Source organism: Lawsonibacter hominis (assembly GCF_014287895.1).
In the GTDB taxonomy this organism is placed as follows: domain Bacteria; phylum Bacillota; class Clostridia; order Oscillospirales; family Oscillospiraceae; genus Lawsonibacter_A; species Lawsonibacter_A hominis.
The window spans coordinates 26564-47711 of sequence record NZ_JACOPP010000006.1 but is presented as its reverse complement, the minus strand read 5'-3'; the positions used below and the strand labels follow the sequence as shown (position 1 = coordinate 47711).

General features: G+C 62.5%; 22 protein-coding genes. 8 read left to right on the top strand and 14 right to left on the bottom strand.

Features of this window, described 5'->3' with window-relative positions; all coding sequences use genetic code 11:
• Positions 1–164: 164 nt before the first annotated feature.
• The 8 genes from H8S57_RS06360 to H8S57_RS06325 form a co-directional block, all read right to left on the bottom strand.
• Positions 165–359 (bottom strand): hypothetical protein, encoded by a 195-nt coding sequence (locus H8S57_RS06360; protein WP_207723720.1) that lies wholly within the window; start codon positions 357–359, stop codon positions 165–167.
• Positions 360–537: 178 nt separating this feature from the next.
• Entirely contained in the window at positions 538–2415 is a 1878-nt protein-coding gene (locus H8S57_RS06355) for a family 10 glycosylhydrolase (protein WP_243204730.1), read from the bottom strand.
• Between the two features lie 13 nt (positions 2416–2428).
• Positions 2429–4213 carry an ABC-F family ATP-binding cassette domain-containing protein gene (locus H8S57_RS06350; RefSeq protein ID WP_186907245.1) on the bottom strand — a complete coding sequence of 595 codons (1785 nt, stop codon included), beginning with the start codon at positions 4211–4213 and terminating at the stop codon, positions 2429–2431.
• 127 nt (positions 4214–4340) lie between these two features.
• Entirely contained in the window at positions 4341–4871 is a 531-nt protein-coding gene (locus H8S57_RS06345; RefSeq protein WP_186907244.1) for a hypothetical protein, read from the bottom strand.
• Complete coding sequence (locus tag H8S57_RS06340) at positions 4858–5283, bottom strand: DUF4430 domain-containing protein (RefSeq protein WP_186907243.1); 426 nt, start codon at positions 5281–5283, stop codon at positions 4858–4860. The genes H8S57_RS06345 and H8S57_RS06340 overlap by 14 nt, the downstream gene beginning before the upstream one ends.
• Before the next feature lie 168 nt (positions 5284–5451).
• Positions 5452–5706, bottom strand: coding sequence for a spore coat protein (locus H8S57_RS06335; protein ID WP_186907242.1), 255 nt, complete (start codon positions 5704–5706; stop codon positions 5452–5454).
• A gap of 18 nt (positions 5707–5724) precedes the next feature.
• The gene (locus H8S57_RS06330) at positions 5725–5910 is read right to left on the bottom strand and encodes a spore coat protein (RefSeq protein WP_186907241.1); all 186 of its coding nucleotides are present in this window, start codon (positions 5908–5910) and stop codon (positions 5725–5727) included.
• Positions 5911–5948: 38 nt separating this feature from the next.
• Positions 5949–6518, bottom strand: coding sequence for a hypothetical protein (locus H8S57_RS06325; RefSeq protein ID WP_186907240.1), 570 nt, complete (start codon positions 6516–6518; stop codon positions 5949–5951).
• A gap of 201 nt (positions 6519–6719) precedes the next feature.
• On the opposite strand from H8S57_RS06325, the gene H8S57_RS06320 reads away from it, so the two are divergent.
• The 3 genes from H8S57_RS06320 to H8S57_RS06310 all read left to right on the top strand — a co-directional run bounded on the left by H8S57_RS06320 (position 6720) and on the right by H8S57_RS06310 (position 9480).
• Positions 6720–7379 (top strand): hypothetical protein, encoded by a 660-nt coding sequence (locus H8S57_RS06320; protein WP_186907239.1) that lies wholly within the window; start codon positions 6720–6722, stop codon positions 7377–7379.
• A 278-nt stretch (positions 7380–7657) separates the two neighbouring features.
• Entirely contained in the window at positions 7658–8956 is a 1299-nt protein-coding gene (locus tag H8S57_RS06315) for an HD-GYP domain-containing protein (RefSeq protein ID WP_186907238.1), read from the top strand.
• Positions 8950–9480, top strand: coding sequence for a DUF5317 family protein (locus H8S57_RS06310; protein ID WP_186907237.1), 531 nt, complete (start codon positions 8950–8952; stop codon positions 9478–9480). Before H8S57_RS06315 ends, H8S57_RS06310 begins: the two co-directional genes overlap by 7 nt.
• Positions 9481–9598: 118 nt before the next feature.
• Here the strand turns inward: H8S57_RS06310 and H8S57_RS17675 are convergent, their stop codons facing one another.
• On the bottom strand, positions 9599–9730 hold the full coding sequence (locus tag H8S57_RS17675) for a hypothetical protein (RefSeq protein WP_256176383.1): 132 nt from the start codon (positions 9728–9730) through the stop codon (positions 9599–9601).
• A 242-nt stretch (positions 9731–9972) separates the two neighbouring features.
• Positions 9973–10746: a uridine phosphorylase gene (gene udp / locus H8S57_RS06305; RefSeq protein ID WP_186907236.1), complete on the bottom strand. Its 774-nt coding sequence runs from the start codon at positions 10744–10746 to the stop codon at positions 9973–9975.
• Positions 10747–10908: 162 nt separating this feature from the next.
• On the opposite strand from udp, the gene H8S57_RS06300 reads away from it, so the two are divergent.
• From H8S57_RS06300 to H8S57_RS06285, 4 genes are all read left to right on the top strand, one after another.
• Entirely contained in the window at positions 10909–11616 is a 708-nt protein-coding gene (locus H8S57_RS06300; protein ID WP_186907235.1) for a hypothetical protein, read from the top strand.
• Positions 11617–11903: 287 nt separating this feature from the next.
• Positions 11904–13292: a Trk system potassium transporter TrkA gene (gene trkA, locus H8S57_RS06295; RefSeq protein ID WP_186907234.1), complete on the top strand. Its 1389-nt coding sequence runs from the start codon at positions 11904–11906 to the stop codon at positions 13290–13292.
• Positions 13289–14746, top strand: a complete 1458-nt coding sequence (locus H8S57_RS06290) for a TrkH family potassium uptake protein (protein WP_186907233.1) — start codon at positions 13289–13291, stop codon at positions 14744–14746. Before trkA ends, H8S57_RS06290 begins: the two co-directional genes overlap by 4 nt.
• A gap of 168 nt (positions 14747–14914) precedes the next feature.
• Positions 14915–17029 carry a sodium-translocating pyrophosphatase gene (locus H8S57_RS06285; protein WP_186907333.1) on the top strand — a complete coding sequence of 705 codons (2115 nt, stop codon included), beginning with the start codon at positions 14915–14917 and terminating at the stop codon, positions 17027–17029.
• A 163-nt stretch (positions 17030–17192) separates the two neighbouring features.
• On the opposite strand, the gene H8S57_RS06280 is transcribed toward H8S57_RS06285, so the two are convergent.
• The 3 genes from H8S57_RS06280 to alr all read right to left on the bottom strand — a co-directional run bounded on the left by H8S57_RS06280 (position 17193) and on the right by alr (position 19502).
• On the bottom strand, positions 17193–17750 hold the full coding sequence (locus H8S57_RS06280; RefSeq protein ID WP_186907232.1) for a hypothetical protein: 558 nt from the start codon (positions 17748–17750) through the stop codon (positions 17193–17195).
• 59 nt (positions 17751–17809) lie between these two features.
• Entirely contained in the window at positions 17810–18175 is a 366-nt protein-coding gene (locus H8S57_RS06275) for a type II toxin-antitoxin system PemK/MazF family toxin (protein WP_186907231.1), read from the bottom strand.
• Positions 18176–18374: 199 nt separating this feature from the next.
• A complete protein-coding gene (gene alr / locus H8S57_RS06270; protein WP_186907230.1) occupies positions 18375–19502 on the bottom strand; it encodes an alanine racemase in 1128 nt (375 codons plus the stop codon).
• A 226-nt stretch (positions 19503–19728) separates the two neighbouring features.
• Between alr and H8S57_RS06265 the strand changes: the two genes are divergently transcribed.
• On the top strand, positions 19729–20109 hold the full coding sequence (locus tag H8S57_RS06265) for a hypothetical protein (protein ID WP_186907229.1): 381 nt from the start codon (positions 19729–19731) through the stop codon (positions 20107–20109).
• A gap of 54 nt (positions 20110–20163) precedes the next feature.
• Here the strand turns inward: H8S57_RS06265 and H8S57_RS06260 are convergent, their stop codons facing one another.
• Positions 20164–21114: an L-lactate dehydrogenase gene (locus H8S57_RS06260; protein WP_186907228.1), complete on the bottom strand. Its 951-nt coding sequence runs from the start codon at positions 21112–21114 to the stop codon at positions 20164–20166.
• Positions 21115–21148: the final 34 nt, after the last annotated feature.

Here is a 21148-nt window from a genome sequence, read left to right as displayed (position 1 = left end):
CCATCCCTCCCGGAGCTTGGGCCCCGTCCGTACGCCGCGCGCTCGGGAGCTGCAGAACGCCCTGCGGACGCAAGACGCCAAAAGGCGCGCTGCAAAACCGACGCCCATAAAAATGCCGAGGCGGAGCAACTCCTTTTTCAGGGGTGTTCCGCCTCGGCATTTGTTTAAGGCATCACCGCACAATTCCCCACACACGTCTTGGCGGCCAATTTGCCCCACAAATGCGTTGCAAAACCTTGTAATACAAAAAGCATTCCTGCGGTTTTGCGCCTTTTTGCGGCACAAATTTTCGCGCCGGTCCGCACGCGTTGAATGATGCGGTAATACCTTAAAATTTTGAGCGGGATACGGATCGTCACAGGGATATGGTCTGGATACGCTTCGGCCGCAACGCTCTCCACACCTCAAACAGATCGCTCCAGCTGGTATGATCCAAATCACGGACACCCGGTCATCCGCGCTGGGGACTTTCCTGTTTTGCGGCTGCGCGGTCGTGAGGGGAACGCTGCAAACGTTCCCTCCTGCAGCGGCTCCTTTTTACTGGGCCGCCGCCAGGATCTCCGCGCGGGCCCAGTGGGTCTGGGGGACATCCGAAAAAAGGGTCTCCGGTTCCGCCTGCTCGGCCGCCGGACGCCCCAGCGCCCGGTTCAATATCTTGACCGTCTCCGCACGCGTCACGGTCTGCTCCGGCTGGAAGGAGCCGTCTGGATAACCGGAGATCCAGCCCTGCGCGGCCGCATAAGCGATGGCGTCCGCCGCCCAATGACCGGCCGGCACATCGGGAAAGGAGGTTTCCCCTGCCGCGCCCGGCCGATCAAAATAGGCGCAGAGCAGCTTCACCAGTTCCGCCCGGCTCACCGGCGACTCCGGACGGAAGGTGCCGTCCGGGTAGCCGCCGGCTACGCCCCAAGCGCGGGCAAAGGCCACATAAGGGGCATACCACGCATCGGCGTCCACGTCGGGAAATCCGCTCGCGGTCTCCGCTTCATTGTAAAGCAAGTTCCCTTGCTCATCTTTGCTGAGGCGGGCCAACAGGGCCACCGCCTCAGCTCGAGTCAGGGCGTCATCCGGTCGAAACAGGCCGCCGCTGCCCTGGATGTAGGCCCCCTTGCCGGATGTGTCCAGACGGAGCGAGCCAGACGGCTCAGGCGTGGGCACAGGGGTGGGCACGGCTGCGGTCGGCGCCGGTGTGGGTTCCGTCACAGGGGATTGCACCCTCTGGTAGGTCTCCCGGTAAAGGGCGCTCAAGGCATCGTTGGACGCGATGAGCCGGTAGCGGAAGTGGACCTCCCCCGCCACTTGGGGCAGCGTGTCGTTCAGCGCCAGCTGCGCCTGGATGGCCGCCGTACCGTACCACGGATCGGCCGGATCGCTTTTTCCCGCCTGATAGTCCGCCATGCCTATGTAAAGGGAAACTCCTGTCCCCTCTACCGTATCCGCCCACCAGCGGGCAATCGCCGCATAATCCATCGTCTTGTGTCCAATGTACCAGTAGATCTGGGGACAGATGTAGTCGATCCAGCCCTCCTTCACCCACTTCCGGCTGTCGGCGTAGGCGGCGTAATAGCTCTCATATCCCCCGGTGGTACGGGAGCCCCCGGGGATGCTCCGGCTGTCCGCCCACACGCCGGAAGGGCTGATGCCGTAGGCCAGCTCAGGCCGGATGGCATGCAGCCGCTCCCCCAGCGCCTTTACCAACTGGTTTACGTTCTCACGCCGCCAGTCCCCCACATTGGAAAAGCTTCCGCCGTAGCGGTCAAAGGCGGCGGCATCGTCAAAGTCGGAACCGGGGTAGAAATAGTCGTCCAGATGGATCCCGTCCACATCGTAATTGCGGGCCAGCTCCTCCGCCCCCTGGACCACCAGTTCCCGCACCTCCGGCAGGCCGGGGTCCAGGTAGTAGTTGCCGTCATGTTCCGCCACCCATTCCGGATGGAGGACGGCCGGGTGGTCTGCCGACAGGGCGGCCAGCTCCTCCGCCCCGGCCTTGGTCACCCGAAAGGGGTTGATCCAGGCGTGAAGCTCCAGTCCCAGCGCGTGGGCCTGCTCCACCCAATAGGCCAGGGGATCGAACCCCTCCGCCGGCGCGGTCCCCTGCCGTCCGGTCAGATAACGGCTCCAGGGGAACAGCCGCGAGGGGTACAGGGCGTCGCAGGAGGGACGCACCTGGAGGATGACCGCATTCATCCCCATATCCGCGCAGCCCCGCAGGATTTCGTCGGCCTGCCGCTTCAGCGCCGCAGGGTCCGTGGTGGCCTTGGCCGGGTAATCCAGGTTGTACACCGTAGCCACCCACACCGCCCGGAATTCCTCTGCCGCAGCGTCCGCTCCCGCCGTCCGCGCCGGGGCGGCCGCCGTCCACCCCAAAAGTCCCGCCAGCACAAGGGCCGCCAAGGGCCGCCATAGTCCCACCATAATCATTTCTCCTCTATTTCTCTTGATTGGCGATCTGCTCGGCCAGGTCGTTGAGATAGACCCAGCGCTCCATTTTTTCCTCCAGAACGGTTTCCAGCGCCTCCTGCCGCTGCTGAAGCGTCTGGAGGGTCACATAATCGCTGGCATTGGCCGCCTGCTCCGCCTGTACCTGGGCGATCTGCGCTTCCAGCGCTGCGATCTCGCCGTCGATGGTTTCAAATTCCCGCTGTTCTTTGTAGGAAAACTTCCGCTTTGGGGCGCCCGCCGTTTTCTCCGGGCGCTTTTCCTGCCGGGGCTTGGGGGCCCTGGCCCGCTCTGCGGCCCGCCGGGCCTCCAGATAATCGGTATAGCCGCCCGGGTAGGCCCGTAGCGTACCATCCTCCTCCACGGCAAACACCCGCCGGACCACCCGGTCCAGAAACCACCGGTCATGCGAGACCGCGATCACGATGCCGGGAAAGCGCTCCAGATAATCCTCCAAAACCGTGAGCGTTGGGATATCCAGGTCATTGGTGGGCTCGTCCAACAGCAGCACATTGGGGGCGGCGGCCAGGATGGAAAGCAGAAACAATCGCCGCTTTTCCCCGCCGGAGAGTTTGCCGATGGGGCTCCACTGTACCGGCTCCGGGAACAGGAACTGCTCCAGCAGCTGGGACGCCGTGACCATGCCGTCCGGGGTGGCGATCCGGTTGCCGATCTCCTTGACGTAGTCGATGACTCGGGTATCCCCATCCATATCAGGCACCTCCTGGCGGAAGTAGCCGATGCGCACGGTCTCCCCGATCTCGATCTCCCCCCGGTCCGGACGCAGCGCCCCGGCGATCAGGTTCAGCAGCGTGGACTTTCCGCTGCCGTTGACCCCCACGATCCCCACCCGGTCGTCCCGCAGAAACCGGCAGCTGAAGTCCCGCAGGACGGTGCGCGTGCCGAAGGCCTTCGTGATCCCGCGCAATTCGATGGTCTTCTTTCCCAGACGCGAGGCACATGCGGAAAGTTCCATGGAGGCTTTTTCCTCCGGCCCGGTCTGGGCCTTCAGGGCCTCGTACCGCTCCAACCGCTCCCGGCTTTTGGTGCCCCGCGCGGTGGGGCCCTGCATCACCCACTGGTATTCCCGGCGCAGCAGCGCCTGCCGTTTGCGCTCGCTGGCGCGCTCGCTTTCCTGCCGCTGCGCGCGGCGCTCCAGATAGTCGTCGTAATTGCCTTCATACCGGAACAGCCTGCCGTCCTCCACCTCCACCATGCTCCGGACGACCCGCTCCAGGAAATAGCGGTCGTGGGTCACCATCACCAGAGCGCCCTTTCTGGCACGCAGGCACTCCTCCAGCCAGGCGACCATGTCGCTGTCCAGGTGGTTGGTGGGCTCGTCCAAAATCAACACGTCACAGGGGCGGCACAGCACCGCCGCAAGCGCCGCCCGGCGGCGCTCCCCGCCGGAGAGCCGCCCCATCTTCTGTTCAAACGCCCGTACGCCCAGGCGGCTGAGGATGCTCTTCGCCTCATACTCCGCCAGCGCGCGGGCATTCTCGGAAAGGCCCAGCAGCACCTGCTCCAGCACCGTGCGGGACGCCTCGAAGGCCGGGTCCTGCATCAGATACTCCAGGCGTACGTTTGATTCCCGGACGATTGCTCCGCCGTCCGGCTCTTCTGCTCCCGCCAACAGGCGCAGAAGCGTGGATTTTCCTGCGCCGTTGACCCCGATGACTCCCACTTTATCGCCCCGGTCCAGCGAAAACGATACCCGGTCCAGCAGGATCCGGTCCCCATACAGTTTCGTCACTTGCTCCGCAGAAAGCAGCATGGCTTCTCCCCCGCTCGTTTCAAATCAGCTTCCAGTATACCCGATTCCCCAAAAGGATGCAAATTTCTCCGCGCCGCACGCAAAACGCCCCCGGCCGTCAGGGCCGGGGGCGTTCAAGCAGACCCGTTCAAGGCCTTGCCAGATTCCCCGCCAGGCGGGCGAGCACCTTGCGGCAGGGCCGAAAGAGCACCAAGGCCATCCCAAAATTCCCGGCGCAGTGCGCCAGGTCGAAGGGGATGCCGCTGATCCACCAGCTCAGAGCGTAAGACCAGCCCACGGCCACCAGATAGGTCAGCGCACACAGCGCGCCGAAGCACAGGCCGAACGCGCCGGACAGCACCGCCCAGCCCAAGGCAGACTCCATCCGACGCAGCAGACGGGCCAGCAGCGCCAGCACCAGCCACACATATAGATAGCAAATGGACCACAGGTTGACGCCCCAGATCAAATATTCCAGAAACACATAGATATAGACCGGAAACAGTCCCCGCCAGCCCAGGACCGCCATGTACACCATAATAAGCAGAGAGACCGGCTCGATATTGGGCAGCCCGGCCAGCGCCATCTTGGAAACGAAAAGCACCGCCCCCAGCAGGCCAAGAAGCACGATCTCCCTGGCCCGCATCGGGCGTCGGGAAGGGCGATCAGAAGCCGTCATAACCCACGGTGAGGGTCAGTTCATAATGCTCCCCGTCCGCAATGGGGGTGACGTCGGCGCCGGTATTCACCATCTCCCCCTCCTTGGTGAGCTTCCACCACTCCTGCTTGCTCTCGTCGGCGGTCTCGCCGTCGGCCGTAAGGATATACAGGCCGTAAGCGCTCTGGTTATCCTCCACCACGCCGTCCGCGATCAGGGCGGCGCCCAGAAACTCCTCGTCAGTATTCAGGGTAAAATCCCTGCTGCTTCCGTCCTCGTGGACCACCTGAACGGTGACGGTCTTTCCGCCCGCCGCGCTCTGCGGTCCCATGGTCCGCCAGACCAGCAGCAGCGCCGCCACCACGATCGCCAGACCGATCGCGGCGATCACGACCGTCCGATTACCGCCCTTTGCCTTGTTCGCTTTACTCATACGCTGTAAACTCCTCTTTTGAATCCATTTTACCGGTGACCGGGGGCGCGCCATCGCCGCGCCATTCCGCTGCATTGCGGCCGATTCAACAGGCATTATTGTAGCATAAAGCGGATGCTTCCGCAATGTAAAAAGGGCCGGACTTCGGTAAAAGTCCGGCCCGGCCGATCACTGGGGCTTCTGGTTGTTGAACTTGGCGTAGGCGGTGCTCACTTTGCTCTCGGGCGCCTGTTCCACCTGATACCAGCCCTTCTGCTGGGCGGTCTTGAACAGCTCGGTCTGGGTCTTATGGCCCTGATTGAGAATGTTCAGGTACTCGTCCCGCAGCTGCACATTGACGCACTCGGAGGCAAAGGTATCGTAGTTGGAGGACATCTTCTTCTCCGCAAAAATCAGGTCTGTGATCCGCTCCTGGTCGTTCATGGTCGTCCCTCCTCTTTATTACTTCAAAAAGTTCAGCAGTGTTTCAAAATTCTGCTTATGCTGGCTGGCGTACTGCTGGAAGCAATTCTTCAGATCGGCCTCGGTACACTCCTGGGCGGCGGCCTGGTACTTGCAGCAGAGCACCTTTTCAAAATCCAGCTGGTCGGACAGGCCCGCCAGTTCCTTGTTGGTCAGGTTTGCCATAACGCTTTCACTCCTTTGTTTCAGACTGCCCCCATAGTTTATCCCTGCGTCTCCCCTTTATGCGGCGGCCTGGGGCACCCGCAGCGATTGAAGCAAAAAATCGCGTAATGCTCCTCCCCCAGGTTTTCCACTTTCGCAAAGCAGAACAGCGGCGTCAGCGGAAAGCGCCGGTCCGTGCGGAAAGGGAGCGCCAGGGAAAATCCGTCCTCCTCCCGGCGCAGCAGGGCGCCTTCCGCCGCGCCGGCACAGCGCGCCAGCAGGATCTCCCCCATCAGACGCCCCGGCTGCGCCTCCCGTACCCAGCCCGGCGGCGCCGGCGGGGCTGCCGGATGCCGCTGCGCCGGGTACGCCAGTTCTACTCCGCCCCCCGTGGGCGGCCAGACGCCCCGGCGCTCCAATTCGCCCACAGAGAGCGTGCGGCGCAGGACAAGCGTTCCCCCCTCGGGCAGCAGCGCCCCCAGCGGAAAACGGCCCTGCGGGCCGGACAGATACGCTTTATACAGCCCCCTGCCGTCGTCCGGCAGCATTGCCTCACAGGCCACCCGTCCCTCCGCCGCGCGGACCGTCAGCCTGCCCTTTCCCTCCGCCAGAGCATACCGCTCCTCCATACCGCCGCCTCCCTCCGGTATCTCTCTTTATTCTATGCACCCGGACGGGCTGCATGCGCCCTTCATAAAAAGTCATATATTCACTTTTTTCTCTTGAAAATTATTTCAGAAAACTATTATGTAACCTATTGCACAAATCCGTCGTTTTCTGTATAATAGAAGCCGTCACCATTCTTTCACTTCGGCGAGGAGGGAGCTCTTTTGGATCATGTATTGCAGACCGACGTCTGGAAGGCTTTGATCGAGCGGCTTCCGGGCGTGCTCGGCGCCGAGTTTGCCCTGGAAAACGGCGCGGTGCGCGAGGTCCACATCCTCTCCGATCAGTCCCGCGGTCCAAAGCAGATCGTCCGGGACATTCAGTCGGCCATGCTGGCCAAATTCCAGGTAGAGCTGGATCACCGGATCATCAGCGTGGCGCAGATTCCCGGTTCCTGCCTGCGCCGGGAGGGCCAGCGCCGCCTGGTGTGCGAACGGCTGGAGCTCTCCGCCGGACGGGACGGCTCTGCGGCCGTGGTCCATTTGTCTCTGGACGGCAGCCCCTACGTCGGCCGTTCCGCCTGCGACCTGTCCGCCGCCGGACGGATGCGGGCCATCGCCCAGGCCACGGTGGAAGCCCTGAACCTGCTGCTCTCTCCGGAGTGCCGGTTCGTGCTGGACGATGTCCGCCGCACCCCCATGGGAGACCGGCAGGCGGTTCTGGTGGGCCTTCATTTAAAACGCAGCGGCAAGACCGAAGCCCTGCTGGGCGCCTGCTACGAGGGGGAGGACCCCAACTTTTCGGTGGCTCTGGCCACCCTGGACGGTGTGAACCGCCGTTTTTCCACGCTCCCCCCTTCTCCGGAGAGCGGACAAGTTTCCTGATCCCGGCAGTTACAGTTTGATTGCGAGCGAAGCGGATATGGCCTGTCTCTAGCGAATGACAGAGTACTGTCAAGGAGGCTATATTCGATGAATAAGGCGAAGTTTGTTGCTGCGCTTACGTCCCTCGTTTCCCTGCTCCTGGCCGGCGGCGCGTTTTTCAATATCCGCTAAGGCCAACCGAACACGGACAGCCCACTTTGCCGGCTGTCCGTGTTCTGCTCCACCAGTTCGATCCGCTATGGAGGAAACGTCAGATGCGTCCTGCTACCAAGTGCTATATGGCTCTTATCAGCGTCCTCGGGCTCTGTACGGGCGTATTCTGCGCCTACCGCTTCCTGCTGGTCCTGTCCGGCCCCTGGAACCTCAGCTATACGGGCGTCTTTCTGGTGCTGCTCCTGTTTGCCTGGGGCAGCTGCTGCCTGCCCCTTTATCTCCGTGAGGACTGCACCGTGGATCTCTCTTTTATCAGCATCCTGGCCACGATCCTCATCTTAGGGCCGGAGGCCGCGGTGCTGATCAAACTGGTCACCTCTCCCTTTGTGGTCATCCCCTCCCCCGACGGCAAGAGCCGGGAGCATATCTTCAATACCGCGCCTTCCAAGACGCTGTTCAATCTGGGCAACCACAGCATCTCCTATGCGGTGGGCGGCCTGGCCTATTACGCGGTGGGCGGCCGGCCGGGCGACATCGCGCTGCCCTATGTGCTTCTTCCCGCCGTCTTGTTCATCGTGGTGGCCATGATCGCCAATGTGGTGGTCATCCTGCTCTACTTTATGCTGAGCCAGCACGTCAAGCTCTACCCCACCGTCTTCCAGATGTTTTCCAGTCTGGCGCCCAGTATCGTGCTGTCCGCGCCCATCGGCTATTTTCTGGCCTTTCTGCTGAAATTGGATGCCGGCCCCTGGCTGGCGATCCTGTTTATGCTGCCTCTGCTGCTGGCGCGTTATTCCTTCAAGCTGTATCTGGACAGCCAGAAGCATCAGATCCACGTGATCCAGACCCTGGCCGCCGCTTTGGAAGCAAAGGACCCCTATACCGAGGGTCATTCCACCCGCGTGCGCCGGTATGCCGTTCAGCTGGCCGAACAGATGGGCCTATCCTCCAAGCGGGTGCAAAAGCTCTCCACCGCCGCCGTTTTCCACGATATCGGAAAGATCGGCATCCCCGATTCCATCCTGCAGAAGCCCGGCGCCTTAACGCCGGAGGAGCGCGCGGTCATCCAGACCCATCCGGCCAAGGGAGTACGCATCTTGGAAAATCTGGACGGTTACGAGGCAATCATCCCCCTGGTCCTGCATCACCATGAATTCTACGACGGGCGGGGCTATCCCGACGGCACCTGTGGAGAGGAACTGCCCATCGAAACCTATATCCTGGGGGCGGCGGACGCCTATGACGCCATCACCAGCGACCGGCCCTACCGCAGAGGCCGCACCCCGCTCCAGGCGGCCGCCATCCTGCGGGAAGAGGCCGGCAAACAGTTCCATCCCCAGGTGGCGGTGACGCTGGCCGAGCTGGCGGAGGACGGGCTTCTGGAGCACTCGGCCCGGCTTGATGAGGAACAGGTCCCGTGTTGATCTTAGCCGTATTGTGCGCCCTGGCTGCAGGCTGGTGCACCGGCGGCCGGCTCTCCCGTTTCGAGGGCGCCGGTCTGCGCCTGCTGCCGCTGCCTGTGGCCGCACTGCTGCTGCAGCGTTTTTTCCTGCGGCCCTGGACGCTGCTGCTCTCTTACGGGCTGCTGCTGGTCTTTTTGGTGTGCAACCGGCATCTGAAAAAGACTGCCCTGTTCCTGGGCGCGGGCAGCTTGTGCAATCTGACGGTCATTGCGGCCAACGGATGGCGGATGCCGGTGGCCGCCTGGGCGGCGGCGCTGATGAGCGATGAGGGGAGCGCCGCGCTGCTCTCCGGCGCAATCCCGATGTATGCCGCCGCCGACGCCCATACCCGGTTGCTGTTTTTGGGCGATATTCTTTACTGCCCCATCCCACCTTTTCAGGGATTTGCCAGCATCGGAGACATTTTGCTGGCTCTGGGCGTTTTTTTCTGTCTGATGGCTGTGATGGCCCCATCCAGGCTCCCCCGCTGGCTGAAATGCGGTTGACCGACACGGCGTACAGCGCTGTACCGACCTGGAAATCGAACGGATCAGCGCCTGGAAGACGCGCAGATAACCTCTCTGCTCCGCAAGCGGGACCGGAGGCCAGCGGGCCGCTGGCCCGTCATGCTTCCGGCAGGAAGGCAGCAGTTGCGTGTCTTCCCATTTTTTGCAGAAATCGGGCGTGGGAAAGCACCGCCTTCCCACGCCCGATTTCTGTGTGAGGTGTTCCGCTGATGCCGACTTCTTCCGCCATAGGATCACCTCCGGTTGACATCCGCCGGATCTGTGATATACCGGAAATAAAGGGGGGGCGTGCTTATGTTTTGGGTGGGGTTCCGCAGCGGGGCATATGGGTTTCGCGGTCTTTTATGGCTCTGCCTCGGGATGGCCGTTCTGTTCACGGTTTCAATCGGCCCGTTCCTGGCCTATTCCGGCTATCCCGGCCTGAGCGTCCTGCTCCTCCTTTGTGTCCCTTGCCTTCCTGGCTGTTTGGGATCATCGGGCCGCTTCCCGGTCGGTCCGGATCAGATGCTTGAGCCCCTCTACCCCCACCTGGATTGCGGCGGACAGGTCGTGGCTCTCCGTTTGATCCAGTCCGGCCGCCTCCCGTTCCTGGTTCCAGATCACGTGGAAGCAGGAGCCGCAGCGCGCCCCAAGGGCGGCGGCACAGCAGAACAGCGCGGCCGACTCCATCTCCGAGGCCAGCACGCCCAGCCGCTTCCACGCTTGCCACTTGGCCTGGAGTTCATAGGACACGGGCATGCGCTCCGGGTCGTGCTGCCCGTAAAAAGAGTCCTTGCACTGGACCACCCCTGCATGCCATGGCTTGCCCAGCGCCCGGGCCGCGGCCACCAGGGCGGACTGCACCGTGTAATCGGCCACGGCGGGAAATTCCATTGGCGCATACTCCCGGGAGGTCCCCTCATGCCGGACCGCGCCGGTGGCGATCACCACATCGTCGCTTTTCACCTTCAGAGCGATCCCACCGCAGGTGCCTACCCGCACAAAGGTATCCGCCCCCAGCGCGTGCAGCTCCTCCATGGCGATGACCGCAGAGGGTCCGCCGATCCCGGTGGAACAGACGCTCACCCTTTCCCCCAGAAGCGTCCCCGTATACGTGGTGAATTCCCGGTTGGAGGCTACCTTGACCGGGTGGTCGAAATAGGCGGCGATCTTCTCACAGCGGCCCGGATCGCCCGGCAGGATGCAGTAGCGTCCTATGTCTCCCCTGCCGCATTGAATATGGAATTGCAGCGCATGCTCATGCATGGCGCACACCCCCCCTTTTTGGCTCTTATTATACCTCCGACCCGCTGTGTTTGCAAGGTGTACAAAGCGCGCCCGCATTTTGTAACCTTTTGTTGTTGCTTTTTTTGCCTGCAGCACATAAAATAAATTGTCTGAATGACGCGGTCGAAGGGAGTGTTCCGCTTGAAGAAGACCGTGATCTGCACCGTAGTCGCCCTGCTGGCCGGTTTTGCGCTGGGCATCTTCTGCGGCAGCGGCGTTCTGTCCGGCACTGGCGGTCTCGTGCGCGCCACGGCTTCCGCTGCCGATTCTCCGCTTCCTGCCACAATGAATCTCGCGCTGGCCACCGGCCTGCCCGCCCCTACGTCCCTACCGCTGGACGAGACGGACAACACCCGTCTGGTCGAACGGGCGGGCGTTGTGCTGGAAGCCTTGAAGCAAAAGGATTACACCGCCCTGGCCACTCTGATCAGCCCGGGAAAAGGCGTCACCTTTACCCCTTACTCCACGGTGGACCCTGACCGCGACCACACGATGACCGCCAGCCAGATCGCCGGCCTTGCCTCCGACGACAACGTCTATGTCTGGGGCGTGGAGGACGGCCGGGGCGATCCCATCAAGCTGACGGCGGCGGACTATTTCGAGCGCTATGTGTTCAATACCGATTATACGCAGGCCCCTGTGATCGGCATCGACAATGTGCAGGCCTGCGGCAACGCGCTGGAAAATGTGGCCGAGGGCTATCCGGATGGACGCTTTGTGGAGTATTACTTTCCCGGCCTGAATCCCAAAATGGAGGGATTCGACTGGTGCTCCTTGAAGCTGGTGTTCGAGGCGGCGGAAAACGACTGGTATCTGGTGGGCCTGATCCACAGTGAATGGACCATCTGAAGCGTTTGCAGGCGGCGGAAACGCGCCTTCTTCCCTCCGCTTTACAACGTACCGCCATGGTCCGGCGCCCCTTTGCCAAGTCAGGCGGCTGTCCCGCTTCCACAGACGAAAGCCCCGCTGCGGCCGCAGCGGGGCTTTCGTCTGTGGAAGCGGCGGCTTTCTCCCTCTCTTTCGAACCCTGCAGGGCGTTTCGTACAAAATAGGACTTGCTTCTTGCATCCTGGCATTGGATGGGGTATGATAAGCTGGAATGTGTGTGGGGTTTTCCCTGAAAGGATGAATTTAGTTTGAAGATCATCATCGTGGGAGACGGTAAGGTAGGCTTCACTTTGGCGGAGCACCTCTCCCAGGAGGAGCATGACGTCACCGTCATCGATACCAACGACGACGCCCTCCGGCGTGCCTCGGAGTCTCTGGATGTGATGTGCGTCAAGGGGAACGGCGCTTCCATCTCCGCCCTGCGGGAATCCGGCGCGGATACGGCGGACGTGGTCATTGCCGCCACCAGTATGGACGAGGTGAACATGGTCTGCTGCCTGACCGCCAAACGGCTGGGCGCCAAGTACGTCATCGCCCGGGTGCGCAACGTGGAATACGCCGCCGAGCTGGCCACCCTCAAGCAGGAACTGGGCATCGACATGGTCATCAACCCGGAAAATGCTACGGCTGTCGAGATCTCCCGCCTGCTTCGCTTTCCCTCCGCCGCCAATATCGAAACCTTCTATCGCGGCCGTGTGGAGCTGATCGGTTTTCGGGTCCAGGAGGGGGATTTCATCGTGGGTCACCCCCTGTCCGCGCAGAGCCATAAGCTCCAGGAACTGCCCATGCTCATGTGCGCGGTGGAGCGGTGCGGAGAGGTCACCATCCCGGACGGTTCCTTTGTCCCCCAGGCGGAGGACCGGCTTTATCTCATCGGCCAGCCCAGCGGTCTGACCGACTTTTTCAAGCTGCTGGGCCGCTACACGCCCCGGCTCAAGGATGTGTTCCTTGTGGGCGGCGGGCGGATCGCCCACTATCTCACCGCCATCTTGGAACACCTGGGCATGCGGGTAAAGATCGTGGAGCGGAGCATGGACCGCTGCCGTCATCTGTCCGAGGTGCTTCCCCGCACCATGGTCATCTGCGGCGACGGTACCGATCAGGAACTGCTGGAGCAGGAGAACATCTCTGCCGCCGACGCCTTTGTGGCGCTGACCGACCGGGACGAGGACAACCTGATCATCTCCCTCTACGCCATGCAGCAGGGTCTGAAAAAGGTAGTCGCAAAGTCCAACCGCCAGAACTATGCCGGCATCGCCCGGGCGGTTGGGCTGGACAGCGTGATTTCCCCCAAATTCATTACTGCAAACCAGATCCTCCAGGTGGTGCGCGGCATGCAGAACTCCAAGGGCAGCGTCATGAACGCCCTGTACCGCATCGCCGGGGGCCACGCGGAGGCTATGGAGTTTCTGGCCAACGATACCACCCGCAATCTGGGCATCCCGCTCAAGGATCTGCGGCTGAAAAAGGGAATCCTGATCGCCGTTCTGGTCCACCAGAACCGCATCATCATTCCCGACGGTTCCTCTATCCTCAGTCAGGGCGATACGGTCATCATTGTCTCCCGCAATCACGGGATTTTGGACATCAATGACATTTATGACGACTCGCTGCTGGATATGGGGGCCGTGCAATGAACTTCCGACTGGTCTTTAAACTGACCGGCAAGACCCTGCTGGTGGAGGCCGCCGCCATGCTGCTGCCGCTGCTGGTATGCCTGCTTTATCGCGAAAATCCGCTTCCCTTTCTGATCACCATCCCGCTCATCGCGGCCGTAGGGCTGATCCTGGCCCATCTGCGCAGCGACGACCACTTCTTTCCCCGGGAGGGCTTCTTCGCCGTTGCCCTGATCTGGCTTTTGGTGGGGGCCCTGGGCGCGCTGCCGTTTTTTTTCTGGGGACGGCTCTATCCGGAGCTTGGCCTGTTCCGCTCCTACATCGACTGTTTCTTTGAGTCGGTCTCCGGCTTCACTACCACCGGCGCCTCGATTCTCTCCGCCGTGGAGCCCCTGCCAAAGGGCATCCTGTTCTGGCGTTCCTTCATGCACTGGCTGGGCGGTATGGGCGTGCTCATCCTGGCCATCGCCCTGCTCCCCAGTCTGGGCGCCCGCACGCTGCACCTGATGAAGGCGGAGAGTCCCGGCCCCGTGGTGAGCAAGCTGGTGCCCAAGACCAGCCAATCCTCCAAGATCCTCTACGGTATCTATTGCGTCATGACCCTCATCCAGGTCCTCTGTCTGCGTCTGGCGGGCATGCCGCTCTACGACAGCCTCGTGAATTCCTTCGCTACGGCCGGTACCGGCGGCTTTTCCGTGCGGAACCTGTCCATCGCGGCCTATCAGAGCCCCACAGTCGAAGTGATCATCACCCTGTTTATGCTACTGTTCTCGGTCAACTTCGCCCTCTACTTTCTCGTGCTCTGCGGCAAGGTGCGTCAGGTTCTGAAAAGCGACGAGCTGCGGTTTTTCCTGATCGTGGTCTTTGCCAGTATCGTGTTGATTTCCGTCAACATCCGGCATATGTATCCCACGCCCGGCGAAGCGGTCCGTCACGCCGCCTTCCAGGTGGGCACCATCATCTCCACCACCGGCTTTGCCAGCACCGATTTCAATCTGTGGCCGGAATTCTCCCGGGTGCTGCTGGTGCTGCTTATGTTCATCGGGGCCTGCGCCGGTTCCACCGGCGGCGGCATCAAATGCTCCCGGGTGCTGCTGCTGTTGAAGTCGATCCTCCGTGAGATCCGGCAGATCGTCCATCCCCGTTCGGTGAACGTTGTCCGGCTGGACGGGCGGGTCATGGACGAGGACGCCCTGCGCTCGGTCTATGTTTTCTTTGCCGCCTATATGTTCATCACGCTGGGCGCCACGCTGGTCGTCGCCGTGGACAATTTCACCTTTGGGACCACCTTCACCGCCGTGGTCGCCTGCATCGGAAATATCGGCCCCGGGTTGGAATTGGTAGGACCGATGGGGAATTACGCCGCCTTTTCTCCCCTGTCCAAGATCGTCCTCTCCCTGTGTATGATCGTCGGCCGCCTGGAGGTTCTTCCTATCCTGGTTCTCTTTAGCGGAAATGCATGGAAACGTTCTTGACCCATTTTGCAAGTTTGTAGAAAGCGCCAAATCCTTGGATTTGGCGCTTTCCATTTTCAAGATGCACTTGCCAAATGGGGGCAGTTTGCGCTAATATTAACTTGTCTGTGAAACCGGGAAGCCCTGAGTTATCAGGCTTCCCAAATAACAAAGGAGTTGGGAACGTTGCTGGAAAATCTCTTTTGGCTCGGCTTAGTGGGGGGTATAATCGCCTTAATCTTCGCCGTAGTGCAAGCCAAGAAGGTGCTAAAGTTCTCCGAAGGCACTGAGCTGATGCAGAAATTAGCTGCATCTATTCGTAAAGGTGCCAACGCTTATCTTAAGCGCCAGTATACCACCGTTGCAAAGATCTTTATCGTCGTCTTCGTGATCCTGCTGATTCTGGCCTGGGTCGGGCTGCTCGACAACTGGTTCATCCCCTTTGCTTTCGTTACCGGCGGCATTTATTCCGCCCTGGCGGGCTTCATCGGCATGAAGATCGCCACCAGCGCCAACGCCCGCACCGCCAACGCCGCCCACGAGAGCCTCAACCGCGGCCTCAACGTGGCGTTCTCTTCCGGCGCGGTCATGGGCTTTACTGTGGTGGGCCTGGGCCTGCTGGACGTGTCCATCTGGTTCCACATCCTCAAGTACATCGCCGGTTTCCCCGCTGAGAAGATCGCCCAGACCATGGTCATGTTCGGCATGGGCGCATCCTTTATGGCCCTGTTCGGCCGCGTGGGCGGCGGCATCTTCACCAAGGCCGCCGACGTGGGAGCCGACCTGGTGGGCAAGGTCGAGGCCGGCATTCCCGAGGACGACCCCCGCAACCCCGCCACCATCGCCGACAACGTGGGCGACAACGTGGGCGACGTGGCCGGCATGGGCGCCGACCTGTACGAGTCCTATGTGGGTTCTATCCTGGCCACCTTCGCGCTGGGCGCCACGGCCTATTCTGCTTCCGGTATGACCTGGAACGCCATGCTGCTGCCTCTGGTCATCGCCGTGGTGGGCGTGGTCTGCTCCGTGCTGGGTACCTTCCTGATCCGCACCAAGGAGGATGCCACCCAGAAGTCCCTGCTGGCTACCCTGCGCAAGGGAACCTATACCGCCGCGGTGCTGGCCGCGATCATAGCCGCCCCGGTGACTTACTTTATCATGGGTTCCTGGGGTCCCTACATCGCCATCCTGGCCGGTCTGGTAGCCGGCTGCGCCATCGGCTATTTCACGGAATACTATACTTCCGACACCTATAAGCCCACCCAGGGCCTGGCCGACTCCACTGAGACCGGCGCCGCCACCACGATCATCGGCGGCATCTCTCTGGGCATGCTCTCCACCGCCGCCCCCATCGTGATCATCGGCGTGGCCATCGTCGTCTCCTTCCTGGCCGCGGGCGGCTCCCTGTCCACCGGCGCCGCAAATTACACCGAGCTCTTTTCCAAGGGTCTGTACGGCATCGGCATCGCCGCCGTCGGCATGCTCTCCACGCTGGGCATTACCCTGGCCACCGACGCTTACGGTCCTGTGGCCGACAACGCCGGCGGTATCGCTGAGATGAGCGGCCTGGGCGAAGAAGTCCGCAACCGCACCGACGCGCTGGACTCCCTGGGCAACACCACTGCCGCCACCGGCAAGGGCTTCGCCATCGGTTCTGCCGCTCTGACCGCCCTGGCGCTCCTGGTTTCTTATGTGGACGTGGTCAAGACCAAGGTCGCCTATGAGCTGGATCTGTCCATCACGAACCCCGCCGTGCTGGTGGGCCTGTTTGTGGGCGCTATGCTCACCTTCATCTTCGCCGCCCTGACCATGAGCGGCGTGCAGCGCGCCGCCCAGTCCATCGTGGTGGAGGTCCGCCGCCAGTTCCGTGAGATCACCGGCATCATGGAGGGCAAGGCCGATCCCGACTACGCCTCCTGCGTAGACCTTTGTACCAAGGGTGCGCTCCATGAGATGGTCGTCCCCTCCCTGCTGGCCATTGTAGTGCCCGTGGTCACCGGCCTGATCCTCGGGCCTGAGGCCGTTGTGGGCCTGCTGGGCGGCGTTACCGTTACCGGTTTCGTGGTGGCCGTGTTCATGTCCAACGCCGGCGGCGCCTGGGACAACGCCAAAAAGTATATCGAGGCCGGCCATCATGGCGGCAAGGGTTCCGACTGCCACAAGGCCGCCGTCATCGGCGACACGGTCGGCGATCCCTTCAAGGATACTTCCGGCCCCTCTCTGAACATCCTCATCAAGCTCTGCTCCACCGTCTCCATCGTCTTCTCCGGCCTGGTGGTCACAGTCAGCGCATATCTGTTCTGATCTCGAAAACAGGAGCGCCGCACGTTGTGCGGCGCTCCTGTTTTCTTCTGATTGAAGGGTCCCACCGGCGCCCTTCCGCGGTCAAAGGGCAACCCGGATGCTTTTTGGGGAACGGAAAAAGCGTCCCAGGACACCCCGCCGTCCCACCGGGGCATACCGCCTCTTATCCGCTTATGGTGTAGCTCCCGCGCACCATAAGCGTCACGGCAGTCGACGCCTTCACGCCCCTGCCCTCCACCGTGGCCAGGTACAGGTGGTTCGCCGCCAGCGCCCCGCCGTTTGCCAGCGTGGCAGCGCCGGTCATATCCACCAATCCCGGTGCGGAACTGGACACGCAGACCGCCGTGCCCGAACGGAGCAGGAACTCACAGGCCGCACCGCCGGTGATGGTCTGTCCGGCGCTGAGGGTAACCACCTGATACGCTGCACCGGCAGCGGCCGGAGCGGTGGAACTGCCGCCGGTGCGCAACTTGTCCTCCACCTCTTTTACGTAGCCGTCCACTACGGCGGCCAGCCGGCTCTGCAGCTCGGCCTCCCGCTGGGCGATCTTGGCGTCCACCTGGGCCAGGATGGAGGGGGTGGCCTGTTGGTTCAGATAGCTCAGGCTCACCAGCGGGTCCGCCTGGGTCCCCTGCTGTCCGGCGGCCAGCGCTACGCCCGCCAGGGTCAGGCATACCAGCGCGCCGGACGCCAGTCGGACGGGCCATTTGGATTGGTTCATATGTACGACCTCCGTTTGGGAGGCGGGGCCGCCCCACAGGCGTCCCCGCCTTTTTTCCTTCAAATCATGGTATCCGTATGCAGGCCGAAGCTGACCGCGATGGCGTTGTCCACCCGCTGCATCTGCGTTTCGTCCAGCCGTCCCATGTGCTCCCGCAGCCGCTTTTTGTCCAGGGTGCGGATCTGTTCCAGCAGCACCACAGAATCCTTGGGCAATCCGTAGGTCTTTGCTGAGAGCTCGATATGGGTGGGCAGACGGGCCTTGCCGGTCTGGGACGTAATAGCGGCGGCAATCACGGTGGGGCTATGCCGGTTTCCGGTATCGTTCTGCACGATCAGCACCGGCCGTACCCCTCCCTGCTCGCTGCCCACTACAGGGCTCAGGTCGGCATAAAAAATGTCTCCGCGTTTTACGCTGTTGTCCACGTATGCTCACACTCCGCCGGAAGAAAGTCACCAGCGTCACCAGGCGCGGGGCCTATGTAACGCGGTCACTATGATTCTCCCACAGGGCGGCGGGATTTATACACAGTGCGGGAAAAAAACGCCCCTTCCCGCACCCCGCCGCCATTCCGGACGGTTCCTCCCCGGCCCATTCTATGCGGCGCAGCCTGCGGACGTGCGTTCAGCCCAGGTAAAGCCGGGGTACGCGGGGAGAGACGGCACAGAGCAGCTCATACTGGATGGTGTCCGCCGCCGCCGCGTGCTCTTCCACGGGCAGCGCAGCGCCGAACACCTCGGCCACGTCCCCGGGCTGCACATTTCGGCCGGTCACATCCACCATGCACATATCCATGCAGACCCGGCCGACGATGGGACAGCGCGCGCCGTGCAGCAGCACAGCGGACCGGTTGGACAGCAGCCGCGGGAAGCCGTCGGCATAACCGATGGGGACCACCGCGAGGGTACGCTCCGATTCCAGGGTGGCGGTACAGCCATAGCTGACGCAGGTACCCGCAGGCAGGGTGCGCACCGCGGTCACCCGGCTCTTCAAGGTCATCACCGGGCGCAGACCGGGTCCGTCCAGCCCCACGCAGGAGGGATCGGGATAGTGGCCGTACAGGGCCACGCCGGGACGCACCATGTCCAGGTGGGTGCAGGGATAGCGCAGCACGGCAGCGCTGTTGGCACAGTGGCGGAGCGCGAAGCGCACGCCACGCCGCTCCAGCACGCCCAGCAGGTCCAGAAAACGGGTAAATTGGCGCATGGTATAGGCCTCGTCCCCGTCGGCATCGGCAAAGTGGGTAAAGATCCCCTCCGCCTCCAGCCCCGGCAGCACCGCCGCCCGGGCCATCTCCTCCGCTGCGCGGGACAAATGCGTCTCGTCGCAGAGGAAGCCCAGCCGGGACATGCCGGTGTCCGCCTTCAGGTGAACCTTCAGGCGCTTTCCCGCCGCCTGGGCCGCCCGGGAGAGGGCCTGCGCCGTCTCCAGGTCCCCCACGGCCTGTGTGACCTCCAATTCCAGCAGCCGGGGCGCATCGGCAGCCGGGGTTGCGCCCAGGATCAGGATCGGGGTTTGGATCCCGGCACTGCGCAGCTCCCCCGCCTCCTCCAGGCACGCTACCGCCAGGTACTCCGCGCCCAGCGCCTCCAGCCGCATTGCCACCGGAACGGCTCCGTGGCCATAGGCGTTGGCCTTCACCACGCCCAAAAAGCGGCAATCCCGCGGCAGCAGTCCCCGAAGCGCACGGTAGTTATGTTCCAAATCGGACAGATCGACCTCTGCCCAAGTACGCATTTGCATATCGTCCATTCTTTGACGCCTCTCTTGCCAGTATGGATTTTATTATACTACGCGTCCGCCCGCTCCACAAGCCCAAAGAAACAGAAAGCGGCGGCGCCTCACGCCGCTGTTTCCGGCTCCAGACCGTCTTTTATCATTTTTTAATCCGCCGTTCATAGAAATTGAAAGACAATGGGCGCTGCATTGCGTATAATAAAGTCAGAATCCAAAAATAAAGAGGTAAAGGAGCATTCCTATGTTGGACGATCTGAGCAAGACCCTGATGAACGTGGTGTATGCCGGTGTGGGGGCCGTTTCCCTGGTGGCCGAACAGGCCGGCAAGGCGGGCAAGGTCCTGGTGGAGCGCGGCGAGGCGGCCGTGGAACAGATGGGCAAGTACAGCGAGGAGCTGCAGCGCAAATGCCAGGAGGACGCCCAGCGCCGCCGGGACGAGCGCATGGACGGACGGCTGTCCGCCATGAGCGCCCAGGAGCGTGAAGCGCTGCGCCGCCGCCTGGACCAGCTGGACGAGCTGGACCGCCAGGCCGCCGAATGCGCAGAGGCGGATGCCCGCAGCGCCGAGATCACGGAGATCCATGGCGGTCCTCAGGAGCGTTCGGACAACGACGGAGAATAAACCCGTCTGAACGGCGGTAGGCCCCGGACCTGACGGTCCGGGGCCTACCGCCGTTCAGTGCGGAAGTTCCAGCGCGTCTACCACCGCGCGCAGCGTGGCAGCGGAAAGATTCAGCGCCGTCTGCTCCTCGCCGGAAAGCGGGATCTCCAGGGTGGTCTCCACCCCGGTGCGGCCCACGATGGCCGGGACGCTCATGCACAGCTCACGGATGCCATACTGACCCCGAAGCAGATTGGACACCGGCAGCACTGAATGCTCGTCCCGGACGATGGCCAGGGCGATGCGGCCCACCGCCATGGCCACGCCGTAATAGGTGGCTCCCTTCCTCCGGATGATCTCATAGGCGCTTTCCCGTACCTCCCGGCGCAGCCATGCGTCGGCGGCTGCGTGATCGTAGTGGCCGCGCAGCTCACAAAAATGCTCCAACGGTACGCCGGAGATATTGGCGCCGCTCCACACCGCCAGCTCGCTGTCCCCATGCTCGCCGATGATGACGGCGTGGACGCTGCGGCTGTCCAACTGAAGGTGTTCTCCCAGCAGATATTTCAGCCGCGCCGTATCCAGGACGGTACCGGAACCCAGCACCCGCTCCGCCGGGTAGCCCGACAGCCGCCAGGCCGCATAGGTCAGCACGTCCACCGGATTGGATACCACCAGAAGGATGGCCTCCCGGTTCCGGCGGGCAATCCGTGGGATGATCTCGCGGTAGATCTCCACGTTTTTGTGGACCAACTCCAGGCGTGTTTCCCCCGGTTTCTGGCCCGCGCCGGCGGTAATGATGATCAGCGCGCAGTCGGCAAGATCGCCGTAGCTCCCTGCCCGGATCTGCATGGGATGGGCAAAGGGCAGTCCGTGCGAGAGGTCCATCGCCTCCCCCTCCGCCCGGTCCCGGTTGACGTCCAGGAGGATCAGTTCGGAAAAAATACCGCTTTGCAGCAGCGTAAAGGCGATGCTGGAGCCCACAAAGCCGCAGCCTACAATGGCCGCCTTTTGAATGTTGTTCATGGCAGTCCCTCCTACCCGAGCAGTATGCCCTGCG

Coding starts and splice junctions, on each gene's coding strand:
- H8S57_RS06355 (WP_243204730.1), bottom strand. CDS start 2,415: ATGGTGGGACTATGGCGGCCCTTGGCGGCCCTTGTGCTGGCGGGACTT.
- H8S57_RS06350 (WP_186907245.1), bottom strand. CDS start 4,213: ATGCTGCTTTCTGCGGAGCAAGTGACGAAACTGTATGGGGACCGGATC.
- H8S57_RS06345 (WP_186907244.1), bottom strand. CDS start 4,871: ATGACGGCTTCTGATCGCCCTTCCCGACGCCCGATGCGGGCCAGGGAG.
- H8S57_RS06340 (WP_186907243.1), bottom strand. CDS start 5,283: ATGAGTAAAGCGAACAAGGCAAAGGGCGGTAATCGGACGGTCGTGATC.
- H8S57_RS06335 (WP_186907242.1), bottom strand. CDS start 5,706: ATGAACGACCAGGAGCGGATCACAGACCTGATTTTTGCGGAGAAGAAG.
- H8S57_RS06330 (WP_186907241.1), bottom strand. CDS start 5,910: ATGGCAAACCTGACCAACAAGGAACTGGCGGGCCTGTCCGACCAGCTG.
- H8S57_RS06325 (WP_186907240.1), bottom strand. CDS start 6,518: ATGGAGGAGCGGTATGCTCTGGCGGAGGGAAAGGGCAGGCTGACGGTC.
- H8S57_RS06315 (WP_186907238.1), top strand. CDS start 7,658: ATGGCTCTTATCAGCGTCCTCGGGCTCTGTACGGGCGTATTCTGCGCC.
- H8S57_RS17675 (WP_256176383.1), bottom strand. CDS start 9,730: ATGGCGGAAGAAGTCGGCATCAGCGGAACACCTCACACAGAAATCGGG.
- udp (WP_186907236.1), bottom strand. CDS start 10,746: ATGCATGAGCATGCGCTGCAATTCCATATTCAATGCGGCAGGGGAGAC.
- H8S57_RS06290 (WP_186907233.1), top strand. CDS start 13,289: ATGAACTTCCGACTGGTCTTTAAACTGACCGGCAAGACCCTGCTGGTG.
- H8S57_RS06280 (WP_186907232.1), bottom strand. CDS start 17,750: ATGAACCAATCCAAATGGCCCGTCCGACTGGCGTCCGGCGCGCTGGTA.
- alr (WP_186907230.1), bottom strand. CDS start 19,502: ATGGACGATATGCAAATGCGTACTTGGGCAGAGGTCGATCTGTCCGAT.
- H8S57_RS06265 (WP_186907229.1), top strand. CDS start 19,729: ATGTTGGACGATCTGAGCAAGACCCTGATGAACGTGGTGTATGCCGGT.
- H8S57_RS06260 (WP_186907228.1), bottom strand. CDS start 21,114: ATGAACAACATTCAAAAGGCGGCCATTGTAGGCTGCGGCTTTGTGGGC.